Here is a 16,637-nt window from a genome sequence, read left to right on the forward strand (position 1 = left end):
TGAACCTGTTAATCGATTAACAGGGAGGTGAGATGTCGCAGCGGCCCACTCTGAAATCCGTCGCGGCGGCGGCGGGGGTCTCGACGGCTGCGGTGTCGTACGCCTTCAACCGGCCCGGCCGGCTCTCGGATTCGCTGCGGGAGCACATCCTGTCGGTGGCGACCGAGCTCGGGTACGCCGGGCCGGACGCCGCCGGCCGGACGTTGCGGACCCGGCGAGCCGGCGCGATCGGCGTCATCTTCACGGTCGGCCTGCGCTACGCGTTCTCGGATCCTTACGCGCTGGCCATGCTCGGCGGCGTGACCGAGGTGGCCGAGCCGGCCCGGACGAGCCTGGTGCTGATCCCGTTCGACCTCGGCGACGGGCTCGGCGACGACGGGCTGCGCGAAGGGCTCGCGGCGGTCCATCAGGCCGTGATCGACGGCGCGATCGCGGACGGACTCGCCGATGACCACCCGGCCGTGCTCGCGCTGGCGGCCCGGAACATCCCGCTGGTGCGTTCGCAGCCGAGCGCAGCGGGGTTGAGTGTGTCGATCGACGACCACGCGGCTGGGGTGGCGGTCGGCGGCCATCTGGCCGAGCTCGGTCACCGCGAAGTCGTCGTCGTGGTGGCGACTCCGCAGCCGGCCGGTGTGCTGGTGACGGACGTCGACGAGAGCGCGCTGTACGCGTATTCGAAGCAGCGGCTGGACGGCATCCGGGCGGGGCTCGGGCCCGGCGCGCAGGTCCGGGTGGTCAGCGGCGGGCGCAATGCGCACGAATCCGGGCGGATGGCGGTGGCTCCGGCGCTGGACGGCGGACGGCGTCCGACCGCGATCGCGGCCGACAGCGACGTCCTCGCCGGCGGTGTGCTGGAGGCGCTGCGCGTCCGCGGGATCGCGCCTGGCCGCGAGCTCTCCGTCACCGGCTTCGACGACGCGGAGTTCGCGGCGTCTGCCGGTTTGACCACCGTCCGGCAGCCGGTGCGCGAACGTGGCCGGGCGATGGCCCGGATGCTGATCGACCCCGGCTGCACCGAACGCCAGGTGCTCCTGCCGACCGAGCTCGTGGCGCGGTCGAGTACGGGCCCGGCGAACCACTGACAACTTCGGGAGGGAAACCCAGATGACCACCGACCAATGGAACATCGCGATCCTCGACCTCGACGGCTATCTGCGCCGGATCGGGTACGCGGGGCCGGTCGCGCCGGACCTGCGGACCCTGCAGACCCTGCACCGCGCGCACGTGGCGTCGATCCCGTTCGAGAATCTCGACGTGATGCTCGGTCGTGGGATCTCCGTCGAGCTGGCCGACGTGCAGGCCAAACTGGTCGACCGGCGGCGAGGCGGGTACTGCTACGAGCACGGCGTGCTCTTCGGCGCGGTGCTCGAGCGGATCGGCTTTCGCGTCGATCGGTTGCTGGCTCGCGTCGGCGACCCGGACGAGCGTCCGCGGCCGCGCTCGCACCTGGTGCTTGGCGTGGACACGGGGGAGGGGCAGTGGCTCGCCGACGTCGGGTTCGGCTCGGGCATGCTGGCGCCGCTGCCGTTCGCGGGCGCCGGCGTCCATCGGCAGGGCGCGTGGCAGTACCAGGTGGTGAAGGGGGCCGACGACATGTGGCGGCTGCGCGAGCGGACTGCGACCACATGGTCGACCCGGATGGCGTTCAGCGGCGAACCGCAGTACCTCGTCGATGTCGACGCCGCGAACTACAACACCTCGACCAACCCGAACTCGCCGTTCACGCAGCGCGTGATCGTCGTCCAGAAGAGCGAGACGCGGATCCGCAGCCTGATCGGGCGCAAGTACAGCGTCGAGCGGCCCGGCGAGCCGAATCAGGAGCGCATGGTCGCCGACGAAGAGGTGGGGGAGCTGCTCAGCCGCGAGTTTGGGCTGTCGCTGACGCCGGCCGAGGTCGGCGCGCTCGTCGACGCTCCGGTGGTGGCGCGATGAGCTTACGGCTTGCAGTCATCGTCGCCAGCGTGCGCAAGGACCGGATCGGCCCGCAGGTGGCCGGCTGGTTCCTGGACGCCGTCCGGCAGAGCGAGTTCGGCGAGGTCGACGTCATCGATCTCGCGGAGCTCGACCTGCCGATCGACCTCGGCGGCGGTGGCGACACCGAGCTGTTCACCAAGCGCCTCGACTGGGCCGACGCGATCGCGATCGTGACGCCGGAGTACAACCGCGGCTACCCGGGCGCCTTGAAGACTGCGATCGACACCGCCAAACGGGAGTGGCGCGCGACCCCGGTCGGCTTCGTCTCGTACGGCGGTCTGTCCGGCGGTCTCCGCGCGGCCGAACAGCTCCGCAGCGTCTTCGCCGAGCTGCACGCGGTCACGATGCAGGCCCAGGTCAGCCTGCAGTACGTCTGGGACCAGTTCGACGACGAGGGCACCCTCCGCGCGCCCGACCGCCCGGCCTCCGCCGCCGCAACCCTGCTGCGCCAGCTCACCTGGTGGGGCAACGCCCTCCGAACCGCGCGCGCCACCACGCCGTACGACGGCTGACCCCGTACTTCGTGGCACAGTGGGCCGACGATGACGATCTTCACGTTCCACCTCGCGGAGCTGCCTCCGGCGACGACCGCCCGGGCGCTGTGGAAGGCGCCGTCCGCGCCCGGGCTGCGGTACGCCGAGTCCCTGGCGCTGATGCAACTGGGCGCCTCGACCATCTCGCCGTCCCGGATGCAGCTGCGCCGGATGGCGATGTTCGCCCGCTGGGACGACGAGGCCGCCCTCGACGCCTTCCTCGCCGACGACCCGCTCGGCGCCGGACTCGCGACCGGCTGGCACGTCCGCCTGCAGTTCCTCCGCCGCTGGTCGCGCCTCGCCGCCCTCCCCGACCTACCGGCCCGCGCCGACGACTGGGATCCCGCCGAACCCGTCGTCGCCGTCACCCTGGCCCGGATGCGCCTCCTCGAAGTCCCCCGCTTCCTCAAGTGGGGCAAACCGGTCGAACGCCTCGTCCGCGACCACCCCGCCACCACCCTCGCCCTGGCCGCCATGCGCCCGCCCCGCACCATCTCCACCTTCTCCATCTGGCACTCCATCGAGCAGATGGAAGCCATGGTCCACGGCCACAGCCCCGTCCCCGACCCCACCCGCCACGCCACCGCCATGACCGAACGCCGCCGCCGCGACTTCCACCACGAGTTCGCCACCCTCCGCTTCCGCCCCCTCGCCGAACACGGCACCTGGCAAGGCCGCTCCACCTACCTCCCCTGAGTTTCCGGCGGCGTCGGTGTCACGAGGATCGTGCTCGGGGTCTTCCGGCGGGTGGGGGAACCTGCTTACCCTGCGGGCCACGGTTGCCCAGATCCCGTTGACTACTTCGCGGCGCGGGACGTCCAAGGCGGCCGGTGGGGAGGAGTACTCCTATGTCTTTGACCGATAGTTATCTGGCGGCTGCGGCCGAACGGGGGCCGAAGCCGAGTGAGGTGCGGGCGGCGGCTGCGCCCAGGCTGGAGGCGACTGGGTACGGCGGGCGGTGTTTGAGCCGGCCGGTGTTTCTGGAGGCGGCCGAGCATCGCCGGCTCACTGAGGATCTGGGGCTGGTGCACCAGGCGCTCACCAGTATTCCGGACCGGCTGTTCGGGGGTGACATCGTCCGGTTCGCGCAGGCTGCCGGGTTGGCCGAGGCGCAGGCGGTTGCGGTCAGCCGGGGGCGTGGGCCGGCGCCGAGCCGGTTCGGGCGGGCCGATCTGTACCGGGACGAGCACGGGTTCTGGTTGCTGGAGCTGAACCTCGGCAGTACGGCGGGCGGTGTCGACAACGCCGTACTGAACGAGGCGATGCTGGAGCACCCGTTCATCGCGGACTTCGTCCGGGACAACGAGCTGACCTACACCGAGACGATGGCGCAGGTGGTCAAGACCATCCTGGTCGAGGCCAAGGTGCCGACCGGCGTCCGGCCGGTGATGGCGATCGCCGACTTCCCGGACAGCTATCCCAGCCTGGCAACCCAGCTGCACAAGAGCGCCGCGGCGCTGGCTCCACTCGGTATCGACGCGCTGGCCTGCCCGGTCGACGAGCTCGAGTACCGCGACGACCGGATCTGGCACGGGGACCGGGCGATCGACATCGTGTTCCGGCTCTTCATGATCGAAGATCTGCTGAAACCCGGGGCGGTCGAACTGTTGGAGCCGGTGCTCCAGGCCAGTGAGCGTGGGCACGTCGCGATCTTCACCCCGCTCGACGCGGAGCTGTACGGCAGCAAGAGCGCCCTGGCGATTCTGTCCGACGACGCCAACCGCTCCCGCTTCCGTCCGGAGGAGCAGGAGGCGATCGACCGCCTCGTGCCCTGGACCCGGATGGTTCGCCCCGACCTCCTCGACTACGCCAAGGCCAACCAGTCCGAGCTGGTCCTCAAACCAGCCGCTCTGCACGGCGGCGCAGGCGTCCTCCTCGGCTGGCAGACCGACCCCGAAACCTGGTCCGCCCGCCTCGCCGAAGCCGCCGGCCGGCCCTGGGTCCTGCAGCGCCGGATCCAGCCGGTCCCGGAGTCGTTCCCCACCGACACCGCCGCCGAAGACTGGCTCCTCACCTGGGGCGCCTTCCTCGTCCACGAAGGCCTCGGCGGGTACTACGTCCGCGGCACCGAGAACCTGGACGGCGGCGTCATCAACCTCACCATGGGCGCCACCGGAACCTGCTGCTTCTACCAGCAGTAACCATCGAGCCCGCTCCCGGACTCCTCCCGGGAGCGGGCCCCTGGTTTCGGCCGGTCGTGCGGCTGTAATCGTTCCGGGACATCGAAATGCCTATCCTGAAGCGTGTCCTCAAGTGTTCTGGAGGTCGTTGTCACCGACAACGACCCGACCGTCGACCGGGCCGCTGTCCGGGCGGTGGAGGAGCTGGCCCTGGCCACCGCAGTACGGCGTGCCGACTGGCTGTCACAGGGCTACTGCCACCTCGCACTAGGCCTCGCCTGCCGCGAGCTCGGCGACCACAAACGAGCCCGCCAGCAACTCGCCGAAGGCGCGTACATCCTCAGAGCGCTAGGAGTCGACACCGCCGTACCCGTCAGCTAGCGGTCGAGTACGGCAAGCTCCGCGGCGAAGCTTGCCAGCGCCGCATGGTGCAGGAACGGGCCCCAGCTCACCCGCGCCACGCCGGTCGCGGACAGCTCCGCGACCGGTGGTGTCTGTGGCAGCTTCAGCACGTTAACGGGCCCGTCGACTTGCGCGATGAAGGTGTGTAGCGCGTCTGGCTCCCACAGCCCGATCGGGTAGACGCAGTCCGCACCAGCCGCCAGGTAGGCGACGGCACGCTCGACGGCCTCCGGCCGCTCCGGCAGTCTGAAGCGCCGCCACGAGTTCGGCCGGCCGCATCCCATAACCGGCCTCCGCATCGACCGTGACCGGTACGTCGACGACCCGGGCGATGCGGTCCGCCGCAGCGAACATCTCCACCGCAGGAGCGTCCTCCTCGTCCTGGTAGCCCAGCGACGCAGCCACCGCAGCACTTCACATCGCTGTTGGAGCTCGGCCGCCAGGAGACTGCTCATGTCGCCCTCCCTACTCGACGTCCTCAGCTTTACGCCCTGCGGCACCGGACCGGAAGAGCCCGCGGTCCGCGTCCACCACGGTCTCGCCCACGGATCTGCCAGGGCAGCCCGACATCGCTTCGGATTCGTGGGGCTCAGCCGCGCGCGGCGCGCTCGATCACCCGGGTGACGGTTCGGGGGTCGGACAGCAGTCCGAGGTGGCCGCCGGCGTACTCCGTGACGACTGCGCCGGCCCGCTTCGACATCGCCCGCTGCGCGGTGGCCGGGATGATCTTGTCCGCGGTCCCGATCGCGCTCCAGGACTTGATCGTCTTCCACGCCGGCGCCGCGGACGGCTCGTTGAGCGCGCCCAATGCGCCCGGGCGCTGCGTCGCGAAGACGAGATCCTTGTCGTGCACACTCAGCCCGGTCGCGAACGAGTTGAACACCGTGGAGCGCTTGAGGAACACATCCGTCACTGGGGACGGCGGCAGGGTCGGCGGTACGAGGTCGAAAACCGTCGCCGGATCGACCGCGAGTGCCGAGTCCGGCCCCACGAGCTGGAACGGCGTCTCCCCGGCGTCCGGAGCGAACGCGTTGATGTAGACGAGCGCCTTGACGTTGGCCAGCCCGGTGGCCGCGTTCGTGATCACGAAACCGCCGTACGAGTGTCCGACCAGGACGACCGGCCCCGGTACCGACTGCACGAAGGCGCGCACCGACGCCGCGTCACCGGTGACCGACCGCAGATTGTTCGGGATCGCGCGCACCGTGTAGCCGTTGTCCTGCAGCCGCTCGGTGACTCGGTTCCAGCTCGACGCATCTGCCCATGAGCCGTGTACCAGCACGATCGTCGGCTTCGGCGTCCGCTGCTGGCTCGCCACGCTCTGCGCCGGATTGAACGCAGCCAGCGCCACCGCCACCCCTGTCACCAGGAGCGCGAGCACGCGTCCTGGACGGCACCCTTTCTTGTTCAGCCAGATTCTCATCGATCTACCCACTTCTGTGCGGTGGACGATCGGCTGCCTGCCGACCGCCTCACCCATACGTCCACGCACAGGCCCGCAATGTGACACGCGGCGGTCCGATGCGGACCGCCGCGTGCAGGCGGACGGGGTCAGGCCGGTGTTGTCCAGCGTTGGTTGGCGGCGCCGGTGCAGGTCCAGATCTGGAGCTTGGCGCCGTCGGCGCTGGAGTTGTCGCGGACGTCGAGGCACTTGCCGCTGCCGACGTTCACGAGGGTGCCGTTGGAGACTGTCCAGCGTTGGTTGGGGCCGGCGAAGCAGTCCCAGAGCTGGACGGCGGCGCCGTTCGCGGTGCTGTTACCGGTGACGTCGAGGCACTTGCCGAGGGCGCGGACGGTGCCGTCGCTGCCGACCGTCCACTGCTGGTTCGGGCCGGAGGTGCAGGTCCAGATCTGCGGCTGGTTGCCGTTGGTCGTGGAGCCGCCGGTGACGTCGAGGCACTTGCCGCCGAGGCCGGTGATCGGGCCGGTGTTGCCGGTGGGCGGGTTGCCGCCGGTGCCGGGCCAGGTGAAGGTGGCCATCGCGCCGGCGGGCAGCTGGTAGCCGAAGGTCTGGCCGCCGTAGGCGACCTGGAAGTTCTGCGTGCCGCCGCTGTTGATCGCCACGAGCGCGATCGTCCCGTCAGGGTTGCGGAAGGCGACGTTCTGGATGCCGCCCTCGCCGTACCCGGTGGAGTCGATCCGGACGGCGCCCGGCCGGACGAACTTGCTCAGGTGTCCGAGGACGTAGTACTCGGCGTTGTACTGGACGTTGTTGCCGTCGACGGTCGCGACGCCGGTGCAGTTGCCGCAGCTGCCGATGACGGGGCCGTTGGCGTTGTTGAGCGCCATGTTCCAGGTGGTGACGGTGCGGGCCCAGTTGCGGGTCGCGCCGATCGCCAGGTTGATGCCCTGCCAGCGCAGCGAGTCGCGGAAGGTGGCGGCGTCGTCCCCGGACTTGGTGCCGGAGCACTCGGTGAAGAAGATCTCTTTGTTCGGCTGCGCGTTGCGGACGACGGACTGGCCGGACGGGTTGCCGCCGTAGCAGTGCCAGGCCGAGCCGACGGTGTTGTTACCGGTCGCGTTGTTGACGACCTGGGCGTACGACGTGTCGTCCCAGTTGTGGTCGTAGCCGAGCAGCCGCGCGTCCAGCCCGGCCGACCGCAGCTTCGGGACCAGGTTGTTGATGATGTTGCTCTGCTGACCGGTGGTCATGTACATCCCCGGGTAGCCGGGCGGGGAGAACTTCGGCTCGTTCTGCACACTCAGGTAGTCGATCGGGACGCCGGCCGCCTGGTACGCCTGGGTGAACTTGACCAGGTAATCGGCGTACACCCCGACCCGGCTGTCGCTCAGCGAGCCGCCGATCAGATTGTTGTTGTCCTTCATCCACGCCGGCGCGCTCCACGGCGAGGCCATCACCGAGATCTCCGGGTTCAGCGCGAGCGCCTGCTGGACGAGCGGCAGGATGTACGCGTTGTCGTGCGCGATCGAGAACCGCGACAGGCTCGGGTCCGCGGCGCCGTCGTTGTAGGTGTAGAAGTTGCGGGAGAAGTCGGTGGAGCCGATCGGCTGCCGCAGGAAGCTCAGGCCGATCCCGCTGCCGCGGTTGAACAGCGCGTTCATCACCTCGTTGCGGCGCGGCGAGTTGAAGATGTTCCACGCCGCCGCGTCGGTGAACGAGGCGCCGAAGCCGACCATCGACTGGTACGAAGCGTTCGGGTTGACCGAGATCGTCGGGCCGGAGCCGCCGGATCCGAAGCTGGTGTCGGCCTGCCGGCCGAGCAGGCTGGACTTGTTCGCGGTGGTCAGCCAGACCGCGACGTTGGGCGCCGCCGTCGCGGTCCCGGCGGGGACGGTCAGGCCGGCAGCGGTCACCAGAGCGGCTGCGGCCAGGACGACGCCGCGACGGCGTCCTCGAGATTTCCAGGATGAAAACATGACCCTCCTAGTTGGGGCGGGAGATCACCCGGGGCGGTGGGTGATCTGGGCGTCATGCGCGCCTGCAGGACCTGAACCATCCTGCAAACTTTGTTTCCGGAATGAAACAACATGGACCCGTGCACGTCAACGGGTCGGCTACACTGCGGCGATGAGCGAGCCGCGGGGGCGCCGGGGACAGGCAACCGTCGAACAGCCCCGCGCGACGTTGCGCGACATCGCGGCGGAGACCGGAGTGTCGATCGCCACGGTGTCCCGCGTCCTGAACGACAGCGTCAACGTCGCACCCCGCACCAGGGACCTGGTGCTCCAGGCCGTCGCCCGGCGCAACACCCCCGGCGCGGCCGCCGGCGCGGTGTACGTCCGCTGCCCGTACCTGCTCACCGACTACTTCGGCCTGATCGTCTCCTCCATCGCGGAGACCCTCGCTCTGCACGGCCGCCGCCTGATCCTGGACGCCGGTGAGTCGGCGCAGGAGAGCGACGTACTCACGGGCCTGTCGAACCAGCCCGATGTCGACGGCGCCATCCTCATCCTGCCCCCGGAGCGCGCCCGGGAGCTGAAAGCCCTGTCCCGCTCCGGCTTCCCGTTCGTCGTCGTCGACCCGCGGGAGATCCTCCCGCCCGATCTCGCGGCCGTGTCAGCTGCCCACGCCTCCGCCGCGCATGCGGTGGTCGCCCACCTCACCGCCTTGGGCCATCGCGACATCGCCGTCATCGCCGGCCCTGAGGAGTGGCTCGCCACCGACGCCCGCATGGTCGGCCACCGCGCCGCCCTCGCCGCCGCCGGCTCCCTCCTCCCACCCGAGCGGATCCGCTACACCCACCCCACCATCGACGACGGCCGCGAAGCCGCCGCCGAGCTGCTCGACGCCGCCACCCTGCCCACCGCGATCGTCTGCTTCAACGACAAAGTTGCCGTCGGCACCTACCACGCCGCCCGCGCCCGCGGCCTCGCCATCCCCGCCGACCTCTCCATCACCGGCTTCGACGACATCGACCTCAGCGCCGCCCTCGACCCGCCGCTGACAACCGTCCGCCAGCCCCTCCAGGAAATGGGCCGCATTGCCGTCACCCAACTCATGCGCTTCCTGGACGGCCACCGCCCCGAAGCCCTCCACCTAGAACTCGCCACCCAACTCGTCATCCGAGCCTCCACCGCCCCACCCCGCTAACCGCCACCCCTACGCGGAGCAGCCACTCACCAGCCCCGGACGCCGACGCGCCGTCGTGCTGGTTGCGGTGCGTGTGGGGGGTGTGGCTCAGCGGACGCGGATGCCGGCGCGGTAGACGGCGACTACTGATTGGAGGGCGGCGGGGTCGTGTGTGGGGTCGCCGGCTATGGCGAGTAGGTCGGCGTCGGCGCCTGCTGCGATCCGGCCTTTGCGGTCGCCGACCCGGCAGACAGCGGCCGGGCCTGAGGTGACGGCGGTCAGTGCCTGTAAGGGCGTCCAGCCGGCGGCGACGGCGAGTTCGACGGCGCGCGGAAGCAGGTCGTGCGGGGTGTTCTCGATCCCGGCATCGCTGCTGAGGATCATCGTCGCGCCGCGGTTGCGCAGGCCGGTGAGCGCGGCGGCGATCGCGTGCATCCGTTCGAGCGCCGCCGGCGGGATCTCACCGCCGGTTGCCGGGGCGCCGACGGTCACCGAGATTGCCGGCGGAGCGGCGGCGAGCGCGTCGAGCAGGGTGGGATCGGCCCCGATGCCGGTCGCGGTCATGAAGGTCGCGTGCTCGATGCTGTCGGCGCCGACCGCGAGCGCGTCCCGGATCGAGTCGACGGCGTGCGCGTGGACGGCGACCGGCAGGCCGAGCCGATGCGCTTCGTCGACGACCACCCGGAGGTCGGCGCGGGAGAACTGGGTGCGGTACGGCGGGACCGAGTCGGGCGTGACGTGCCCGCCGCTGGACATGACCTTCACGACGTCGCACCCACGCCGGTGGCGTTCCTGAACCGCGGCACGCAGTTCCTCCCGGCCGGTCGCCGCGCCGCCGAGGAAGTGGCAGTGGCCACCCGGGGTGGTGATCGGCGGGCCGGCCGCGAGGATCTCCGGGCCGCGCCCGGGCGTCTTCGCGAGCAGCTCCCGCAAGGTCAGCGTCAGGAACCCGCGGTCGCCGAGATCCCGGACAGTGGTGACACCAGCGTGCAGCGCGCGCTGCGCCGCCGAACGCATGACCGAGAGGAGCTTCGCGTCGGTGGCCTCGGCGGCGATCCGGACCGCGTCCGCGGTGGCATCGAAGGCGAGGTGCTGATGCGCGTCGACGAGTCCCGGCAAGAGACACGCGTCGCCGAGGTCGACCACGGCGACGACCGGCGCCGGAGAGGTGTCGACGCCGATGATGCGTCCGTCGTCGATGACGACGGTGCTCGGCCCGTGCAGGTTCGTACCGTCGAACATCCGCGCAGCGCGGATCGCAGTGGCAGCCATGGTCGAGGAGTCTGCCGACTTCGGCCCGGCGGAAGGTAGGACCAGCAGACCTAGGCGCTGTAGTACGACGGACGCAGGGCGAGCCGGGCCTAGATTCGCGACCTCACATCGAATCGACAGGAAGCGTGGGGGTTTCATGCGAAAGCGTGTCATCGCGGTGGCGCTCGCGGGCGCGAGCCTGGTGGGTCTGAGCTCGGCTCCGGCCGGGGCGTCGCCGTACGAGTTCGCGAGTCTGGACGGCGGCGGCAACAACCTGCTGCGCCCGGATCAGGGCAGGGCCGGTACGCCGTACCCACGCATCGCACCGGCGCGGTACGCCGATGGCGTCGGCGCGATGGTGCCGGGACCGTCGCCACGCGAGATCACGAACCGGATCTTCAACGACTCCGGGCAGCCGTTGTTCTCGCCGCGCGGCGTCACCCAATGGGCGCCGGCCTGGGGACAGTTCCTCGACCACACCTTCGCGCTGCGGATGGACGGCGACGAGAACGTCACGGTGCGGTACCCGATCAACGACCCGATGGAGCGCTTCACCAGCGCGTTCCCAGGGGTGCCCGTGTTCCGCAGCATCCCCGCGGCGGGCACCGGGCAGACGACGCCGCGGCAGCAACTCAACGACCGCGGCTCCTACCTGAACGCGTACGCGGTGTACGGCGACGAGCCCGAGCGGCTGGAGTGGATGCGCGAAGGCCCGCTGGACGGCGACCTGTCCAACAACAGCGCCCGGCTGCTGATGCCGAACGGCTTCCTGCCCCGGACCACCGCCCGCGGCGACGCGGAGTCGGCGCCGTTCATGGACCGGACGATCGCCGTCGACGTCACCGATCTGGCCGTCGCCGGTGACTTCCGCGGTAACGAGAACCTGGGGCTGCTCGCCGTCCAGACCCTGTTCGCGGCCGAGCACAACCGGATCGTCTCGCTGCTCCCGGCGGGGCTGCCCGAGGAGGAGAAGTTCCAGCTCGCGCGCCGGGTGGTGATCGCGAGCCAGCAGTACATCACGTTCAACGAGTTCCTCCCCGCGCTCGGCGTCCGGCTGCCGGCGTACCGCGGTTATCGGCCGGATGCCGACGCGAGTATCGCGAACGAGTTCGCGACGGTCGGGTATCGCGCGCACAGCATGGTCCGCGGCGATTTCGCCGCCGACGTACCGGCCGGCAAGTTCACCGACGCCGAACTGGCGCAGTTCCGCGCTCAGGGCATGACGGTCACGAAGCAGGGCCGCCTGGTCCGGATCGTCGTACCGCAGGAGCAGGTCGCCTTCAACACACCGCTGTTCGAACGGCTCGGCACCGGCGCGTTCCTGCGCGGGATGGCGGCCCGGCCGCAGTTCCGCAACGACGAGCAGATCGCCGATGTGCTGCGCAGCCTGCCGATCCCGGTCTGCCGGCCGCCGGCGCCGTGCGAGAACGGGATCTTCGACATCACCTCGATCGACATCCAGCGCGGCCGCGATCACGGCATCGCCGCCTACAACGACCTGCGCCGCGCCTACGGCCTGGCGCCGCGGCCGGACTTCAAGTCGATCACCGGTGAGCGGACCGAATCGTTCCCGGCCGACCCCGAGCTGACTCCGGGCGACGAGGTCAACGACCCGGACAGCCTCGACTTCCTCGCCCTGCGCGACGTCCGCGGCCGCCCGATCCCGCTCGACAGCCCGCGGGTGAAGGACTCGGCGACCTCGGGCGATCGCCGGACGCCGGTCGCGGCGCGCCTGAAAGCGATCTACGGAACCGTCGCCGCCGTCGACCCGATCGTCGCCATGACGTCCGAACCTCTCGTCCCCGGCACCGAACTCGGCGAACTCCAGCTCGCCATCTGGACCCGCCAGTTCACCGCCCTCCGCGACGGCGACCGCTTCCACTACCGCAACGACCCGCTCCTCACCACGATCCGCCACCGCTACGGCATCGACCACCGCCACACCCTGGCCGACCTCATCGCCCTCAACACCGACACCCCGCGCCGATCCCTCCCCGCCAACGTCTTCAAACAGCCCTGAGCCGGGGGTGCCAACCGAGCGACCTGGCTCGGTTGGCACCCCTGCTTCAGCTCAGCGGTAGAACGTCTTCCACTGCCGCTCCGGCTGGCAGGAGGTGAGGGTGCCGCCACCCGGGCCGCCGGCCTCGCCCCGGCAGAGCCGGCCGCGAAGCTGCGCATTGACGCCCCAGCCGGATCCTCTGAAGGCGTCCTCGCACCGAACCCCCGGACTGGAGGCCCCCGTGCTGTCCCAGCACCGATAGTGGACGCCGTCGAACGCCCCGACCTTCCAGACGTCCAGCACCAGCGACCGGTTGTCGGCCTCCTGGTCGTTGACGTGCATCACGTCGTTGGCGTCCGTGTAGCTACCGACCCCGATGTTGTTGCCGCCCGACAGCTCCCACAACCAGCTTTGCTCGGCCGCGGCCGCCGTCCCCGCCGTCGCAACCACCAATCCCATCCCGCAAGCGATGGCGAGGACCCCGCCACGCCACCGGCGCTTCCCGTTCCCCAGCTGTACTTTCACGTTCACTCCTTCTCCCCTGGTGGACAAGCTGATGTGACCTCAGCCTTGCTCGCCGACCTTCGAAGAACCTTTGGTGTTTCTCAGGTGGACCGTTGCGCCGAGTACGGTTGGGGCAGCTGGTGGCTCACGGGGGTGGCTGAAGTGGCGGAGATTCGTCTTCTGGGACCGGTCGAGGTGTGGGTCTGCGACGCCGAGATGAACGTCGGCGCGGCCAAGCAGCGGCTCGTGCTCGCCGCGCTCGCGGCCGATGCAGGGCAGCTGGTGCCGATCGACGTGCTCGCCGATCGGGTCTGGGGTGAGCAACTGCCGAAACGGCCGGTGGACGCGCTGTATCAGTACCTGAGCCTGCTCCGGAGCGCGCTTGGCTCGGCAGGGATGGGGATCACCCGGCGCAGCGGCGCCTACCGGCTCGACGTACCGGAAACGGACGTCGACGCCCTGCGGTTCCGCCGGCAGATCAGCACGTTCGGCGACGCCGATCCCACTGCGCTCCGATCGGCCCTGTCACTGTGGCGTGGTCAGCCGCTGGCAGGTCTGGACAGCAACTGGGCGGTCTCGTATCGCGGCGGCCTGCTGGACGACCGGCTCTCGGCCTGGCTGCGGCTGGCAGAACGGACCGACGACTTGGCTGGGCTGGCCGACGAGCTCGGCCGGGTTGCCGGCGACTATCCGCTGTCCGAACCCTTGTCGGCCTTCGTGATCCGGGCGCTTGTCCAGGCCGGCCGGCGGGCCGAGGCGCTGCAGGTGTACGCCGGACTCCGGGCGCGGCTGATTCGCGAACTCGGCGAGGAGCCCAACGACGAGCTGCGGCAGCTGCACCTGAGCATTCTTCGGCGCGACCGACCGTCCGCTGCCAGAACTCCGCCCGATCCGGTCGTACCGCGGCAGATTCCAGCTGTTGCGCAGGTCCTGATCGGCCGGTCCGCCGAGCTGCGGGCGCTGGACGAGGCGCTCAGCGCCAGGGCGTTCGCGATCGTCGTCGGCACAGCCGGCGTCGGCAAGACCACGCTCGCATCGCACTGGGCGCACCGCGTCAAGGATCGGTTCCCAGGCGGCCAGCTCTTCCTCAACCTGCGCGGATTCGACCCAGCCGGTGCTCCGACCGCGCCTGCCGAGGCGCTCCGGACCTGTCTGGAGGGGGTCGGCGTCCGGCCGGAAGAGGTGCCGGCCGGGTTCGACGAGCGGGTCGCGCTGTTCCGCAGCCTGACAGCCGAGCGACGGCTCCTGGTCGTGCTCGACAACGTTCGGGACGCCGATCAGGTCCGCCCCTTGGTCCCAGCAGCGCCAGGGTCCGCCGTCGTGGTCACCAGCCGCAATCAGCTGCCCGGAGTGATCGCCGAGTTCGGCGCCTGCCCGGTGCCGCTGGAGCTGCTCAGCGCAGCCGACGCCGAGAGCCTGCTCAGCGAACGGATGGGTGCTCGGCAGCTCCCCGCGGAGCCGGCGGCAATCGCCGACCTGGCGCGGCTGTGTTCCGGTCTTCCGCTCGCCTTGTCCGTCCTCGCGGCGCACGCGGCGCTGCTACCGAAGCTGCCCCTCGGTGAACTTGCCCGGCAGCTCAGCGACGGCGGATCGCCGCTGGACCGGTTCGAGACCGCGGATCCGATGACGTCCGTCCGAGCCGTCCTGGCGTGGTCCCGCGACGTTCTGGATCCGGAGGCGCGGCGACTGTTCCGGCGGCTTGGCCTGCACCCCGGCCCGGACATCTCCGCACCGGCCGCCGCGAGCCTGGCGGGGGCCGCGCGTGGGAGCACCGAACAGGCGCTCCGCAGGCTATGCCGGGCCAGTCTCCTCGTCGAGCACGCCCCCGGCCGCTACGCGTGCCACGACCTGCTCCGCCTGTTCGCCGCGGAGACAGCCGGCGCCGAGGAAACCGCGGCGGACCGCGCCGCGGCGGTGCGCCGGCTGGTGGACCACTACCTCCACACGGCGTACCGGGCTACCGGAGTATTGAACCCGGCTCGCGACGAGTTCGATCTCGGGCAGCCGTACGACGGCGTGCGCCCCGAAGACCTCACCGACGTGGAGGCCGCGCTCACCTGGTTCACCGACGAGCTCCCGGTCCTCCGCGCGGTGATCGAGCTGACGTCGGCCAACGGGAACCACACCGGCACCTGGCGGCTCGCGGATCTGACGGCCCGCTTCCTCGGCCGCAGAGGCCGCTTCCAGGACGCGATCGCCGTCGAACAGATCGGCCTGGACGCCGCCGGACAAGCCGGTGACGCCGCCGCCCTCGCGATGACCCATCGCGGGCTCGCCTACTTCCACACCCGCACCGGCCGGCTCGCCGAGGCGCGCGGCTACGCCCGCCGTTCGATCGACCGCTACCGCTCGATCGGCGACCGCGTCGGGCTTGCCTGCGCGCTCGAGATCGCGGCCCTGATCCTCGACCAGCGCGGCGCGTACCGCCCCGCGATCAGCTACCTGGACAACGCCGTCCGCATCTTCGCCGCCCACAACCACCGCATCGGCCAGCTCCGCTGCCTCGGCTCCATCGGCTGGTACCGAGCCCAGCTCGGCGACTTGACCGCCGCCTCGGCGACCGCCGCGAAGGCCCTCGCCCTCGCCACCGACCTCGGCGACCTCAAATCGGTTGCCGCCAGCCACCAAGTCCTCGGCTACCTCAGCACCCGCCAACACGACCACCCCGCCGCAGTCGCCGCCTACCGGCAAGCCGAGCACGTCTACCGCCGCATCGGCGATCAGCTCTACGTCGCCATGACCCTCCAGTCGATCGGCGAAGTCCACGCCGACGCGGGCGACCACGACGCAGCCCGCAAAGCCTGGTCAGCAGCCCTCGAGATCTACGAAGAACTCGACCACCCCCGCGCCGGCACCCTCCGCCGAACCCTCGTCGACTGAGCGGTCAGGTGGTGGTGGCGCCCCAGGTTTGCGGTGGGACGTCGCGGATGTGCTGGGTGAATTCCCAGAGGTGGTGTTCGTGGTCGTGGACCAGGTATTGGCGCAGGCCCCAGGGTTTGGTGAGCGGGGCGTGCAGGGGCTGGGCGCCGTGGGCCAGGGCGTGGGCGTGGTGGTCGTCGACGTTGTCGACCCAGACGATCAGCTGGGCGGCGGCCGGGGTGCGGGGGAGGGGGACGGCGAGGCGGTCGCCGGCGGGGGCGAGCATGACGACGCCGGCGCCGGTGTCCAGGTCGGCGTGCTGGATCCGGCCTTCGGAGGTTTGGCGGAGGAGCTCGCGGAAGCCGAAGACGCGGGTCAGCCAGGCGATGGCGACGGCGACGTCGGAGTAGCCGAGCTCGACGACGACGCCGGGGAAGCCGGCAGCGGGGTTGTACACCGGGGTC

General features: G+C 70.6%; 15 protein-coding genes and 1 pseudogene. 9 read left to right on the forward strand and 7 right to left on the reverse strand.

The annotated features are described in order from the left end of the window. The first annotated feature begins 32 nt into the window (after positions 1–32). From HPO96_RS09405 to HPO96_RS09430, 6 genes are all read left to right on the forward strand, one after another. The gene (locus HPO96_RS09405) at positions 33–1,082 is read left to right on the forward strand and encodes a LacI family DNA-binding transcriptional regulator (protein ID WP_171672963.1); all 1,050 of its coding nucleotides are present in this window, start codon (positions 33–35) and stop codon (positions 1,080–1,082) included. Between the two features lie 22 nt (positions 1,083–1,104). After that, positions 1,105–1,932: an arylamine N-acetyltransferase family protein gene (locus HPO96_RS09410; protein ID WP_171672964.1), complete on the forward strand. Its 828-nt coding sequence runs from the start codon at positions 1,105–1,107 to the stop codon at positions 1,930–1,932. Continuing rightward, positions 1,929–2,486: an NADPH-dependent FMN reductase gene (locus tag HPO96_RS09415; protein ID WP_171672965.1), complete on the forward strand. Its 558-nt coding sequence runs from the start codon at positions 1,929–1,931 to the stop codon at positions 2,484–2,486. Before HPO96_RS09410 ends, HPO96_RS09415 begins: the two co-directional genes overlap by 4 nt. A 30-nt stretch (positions 2,487–2,516) precedes the next feature. Next, positions 2,517–3,203, forward strand: coding sequence for a hypothetical protein (locus HPO96_RS09420; RefSeq protein ID WP_171672966.1), 687 nt, complete (start codon positions 2,517–2,519; stop codon positions 3,201–3,203). Between the two features lie 152 nt (positions 3,204–3,355). Continuing rightward, positions 3,356–4,648 carry a hypothetical protein gene (locus HPO96_RS09425; RefSeq protein ID WP_171672967.1) on the forward strand — a complete coding sequence of 431 codons (1,293 nt, stop codon included), beginning with the start codon at positions 3,356–3,358 and terminating at the stop codon, positions 4,646–4,648. Between the two features lie 102 nt (positions 4,649–4,750). Further along, positions 4,751–5,008: a hypothetical protein gene (locus HPO96_RS09430; RefSeq protein WP_171672968.1), complete on the forward strand. Its 258-nt coding sequence runs from the start codon at positions 4,751–4,753 to the stop codon at positions 5,006–5,008. On the opposite strand, the gene HPO96_RS09435 is transcribed toward HPO96_RS09430, so the two are convergent. The 4 genes and pseudogenes from HPO96_RS09435 to HPO96_RS09445 all read right to left on the reverse strand — a co-directional run bounded on the left by HPO96_RS09435 (position 5,005) and on the right by HPO96_RS09445 (position 8,407). Next, positions 5,005–5,313: an isocitrate lyase/phosphoenolpyruvate mutase family protein gene (locus tag HPO96_RS09435; protein ID WP_202885772.1), complete on the reverse strand. Its 309-nt coding sequence runs from the start codon at positions 5,311–5,313 to the stop codon at positions 5,005–5,007. The genes HPO96_RS09430 and HPO96_RS09435 overlap by 4 nt on opposite strands. A gap of 4 nt (positions 5,314–5,317) precedes the next feature. Continuing rightward, positions 5,318–5,383 (reverse strand): annotated as a pseudogene (locus HPO96_RS39875) (hypothetical protein); the annotation flags it as partial. Between the two features lie 235 nt (positions 5,384–5,618). Beyond that, complete coding sequence (locus HPO96_RS09440) at positions 5,619–6,452, reverse strand: alpha/beta fold hydrolase (RefSeq protein ID WP_171672969.1); 834 nt, start codon at positions 6,450–6,452, stop codon at positions 5,619–5,621. Between the two features lie 128 nt (positions 6,453–6,580). Then, positions 6,581–8,407: a lectin gene (locus tag HPO96_RS09445; protein ID WP_171672970.1), complete on the reverse strand. Its 1,827-nt coding sequence runs from the start codon at positions 8,405–8,407 to the stop codon at positions 6,581–6,583. Between the two features lie 151 nt (positions 8,408–8,558). Here HPO96_RS09445 and HPO96_RS09450 point away from each other — a divergent pair, with 151 nt between their 5' ends. Next, entirely contained in the window at positions 8,559–9,581 is a 1,023-nt protein-coding gene (locus HPO96_RS09450; protein ID WP_171672971.1) for a LacI family DNA-binding transcriptional regulator, read from the forward strand. An 87-nt stretch (positions 9,582–9,668) separates the two neighbouring features. Here HPO96_RS09450 and HPO96_RS09455 read toward each other — a convergent pair whose 3' ends face one another. Next, entirely contained in the window at positions 9,669–10,832 is a 1,164-nt protein-coding gene (locus HPO96_RS09455; RefSeq protein ID WP_171672972.1) for an amidohydrolase family protein, read from the reverse strand. A 136-nt stretch (positions 10,833–10,968) separates the two neighbouring features. On the opposite strand from HPO96_RS09455, the gene HPO96_RS09460 reads away from it, so the two are divergent. Beyond that, positions 10,969–12,831, forward strand: a complete 1,863-nt coding sequence (locus tag HPO96_RS09460) for a peroxidase family protein (RefSeq protein ID WP_171672973.1) — start codon at positions 10,969–10,971, stop codon at positions 12,829–12,831. 51 nt (positions 12,832–12,882) lie between these two features. Here HPO96_RS09460 and HPO96_RS09465 read toward each other — a convergent pair whose 3' ends face one another. Continuing rightward, positions 12,883–13,335, reverse strand: a complete 453-nt coding sequence (locus HPO96_RS09465) for a hypothetical protein (RefSeq protein WP_171672974.1) — start codon at positions 13,333–13,335, stop codon at positions 12,883–12,885. A gap of 141 nt (positions 13,336–13,476) precedes the next feature. Here HPO96_RS09465 and HPO96_RS09470 point away from each other — a divergent pair, with 141 nt between their 5' ends. Beyond that, positions 13,477–16,194, forward strand: coding sequence for a BTAD domain-containing putative transcriptional regulator (locus HPO96_RS09470; protein ID WP_171672975.1), 2,718 nt, complete (start codon positions 13,477–13,479; stop codon positions 16,192–16,194). Between the two features lie 4 nt (positions 16,195–16,198). Here HPO96_RS09470 and HPO96_RS09475 read toward each other — a convergent pair whose 3' ends face one another. Further along, positions 16,199–16,630: a VOC family protein gene (locus tag HPO96_RS09475; RefSeq protein WP_171672976.1), complete on the reverse strand. Its 432-nt coding sequence runs from the start codon at positions 16,628–16,630 to the stop codon at positions 16,199–16,201. Positions 16,631–16,637: the final 7 nt, after the last annotated feature.

Origin of the sequence: Kribbella sandramycini (genome assembly GCF_013131805.1) — a bacterium.
GTDB classification, from domain to species: Bacteria; Actinomycetota; Actinomycetes; order Propionibacteriales; family Kribbellaceae; genus Kribbella; species Kribbella sandramycini.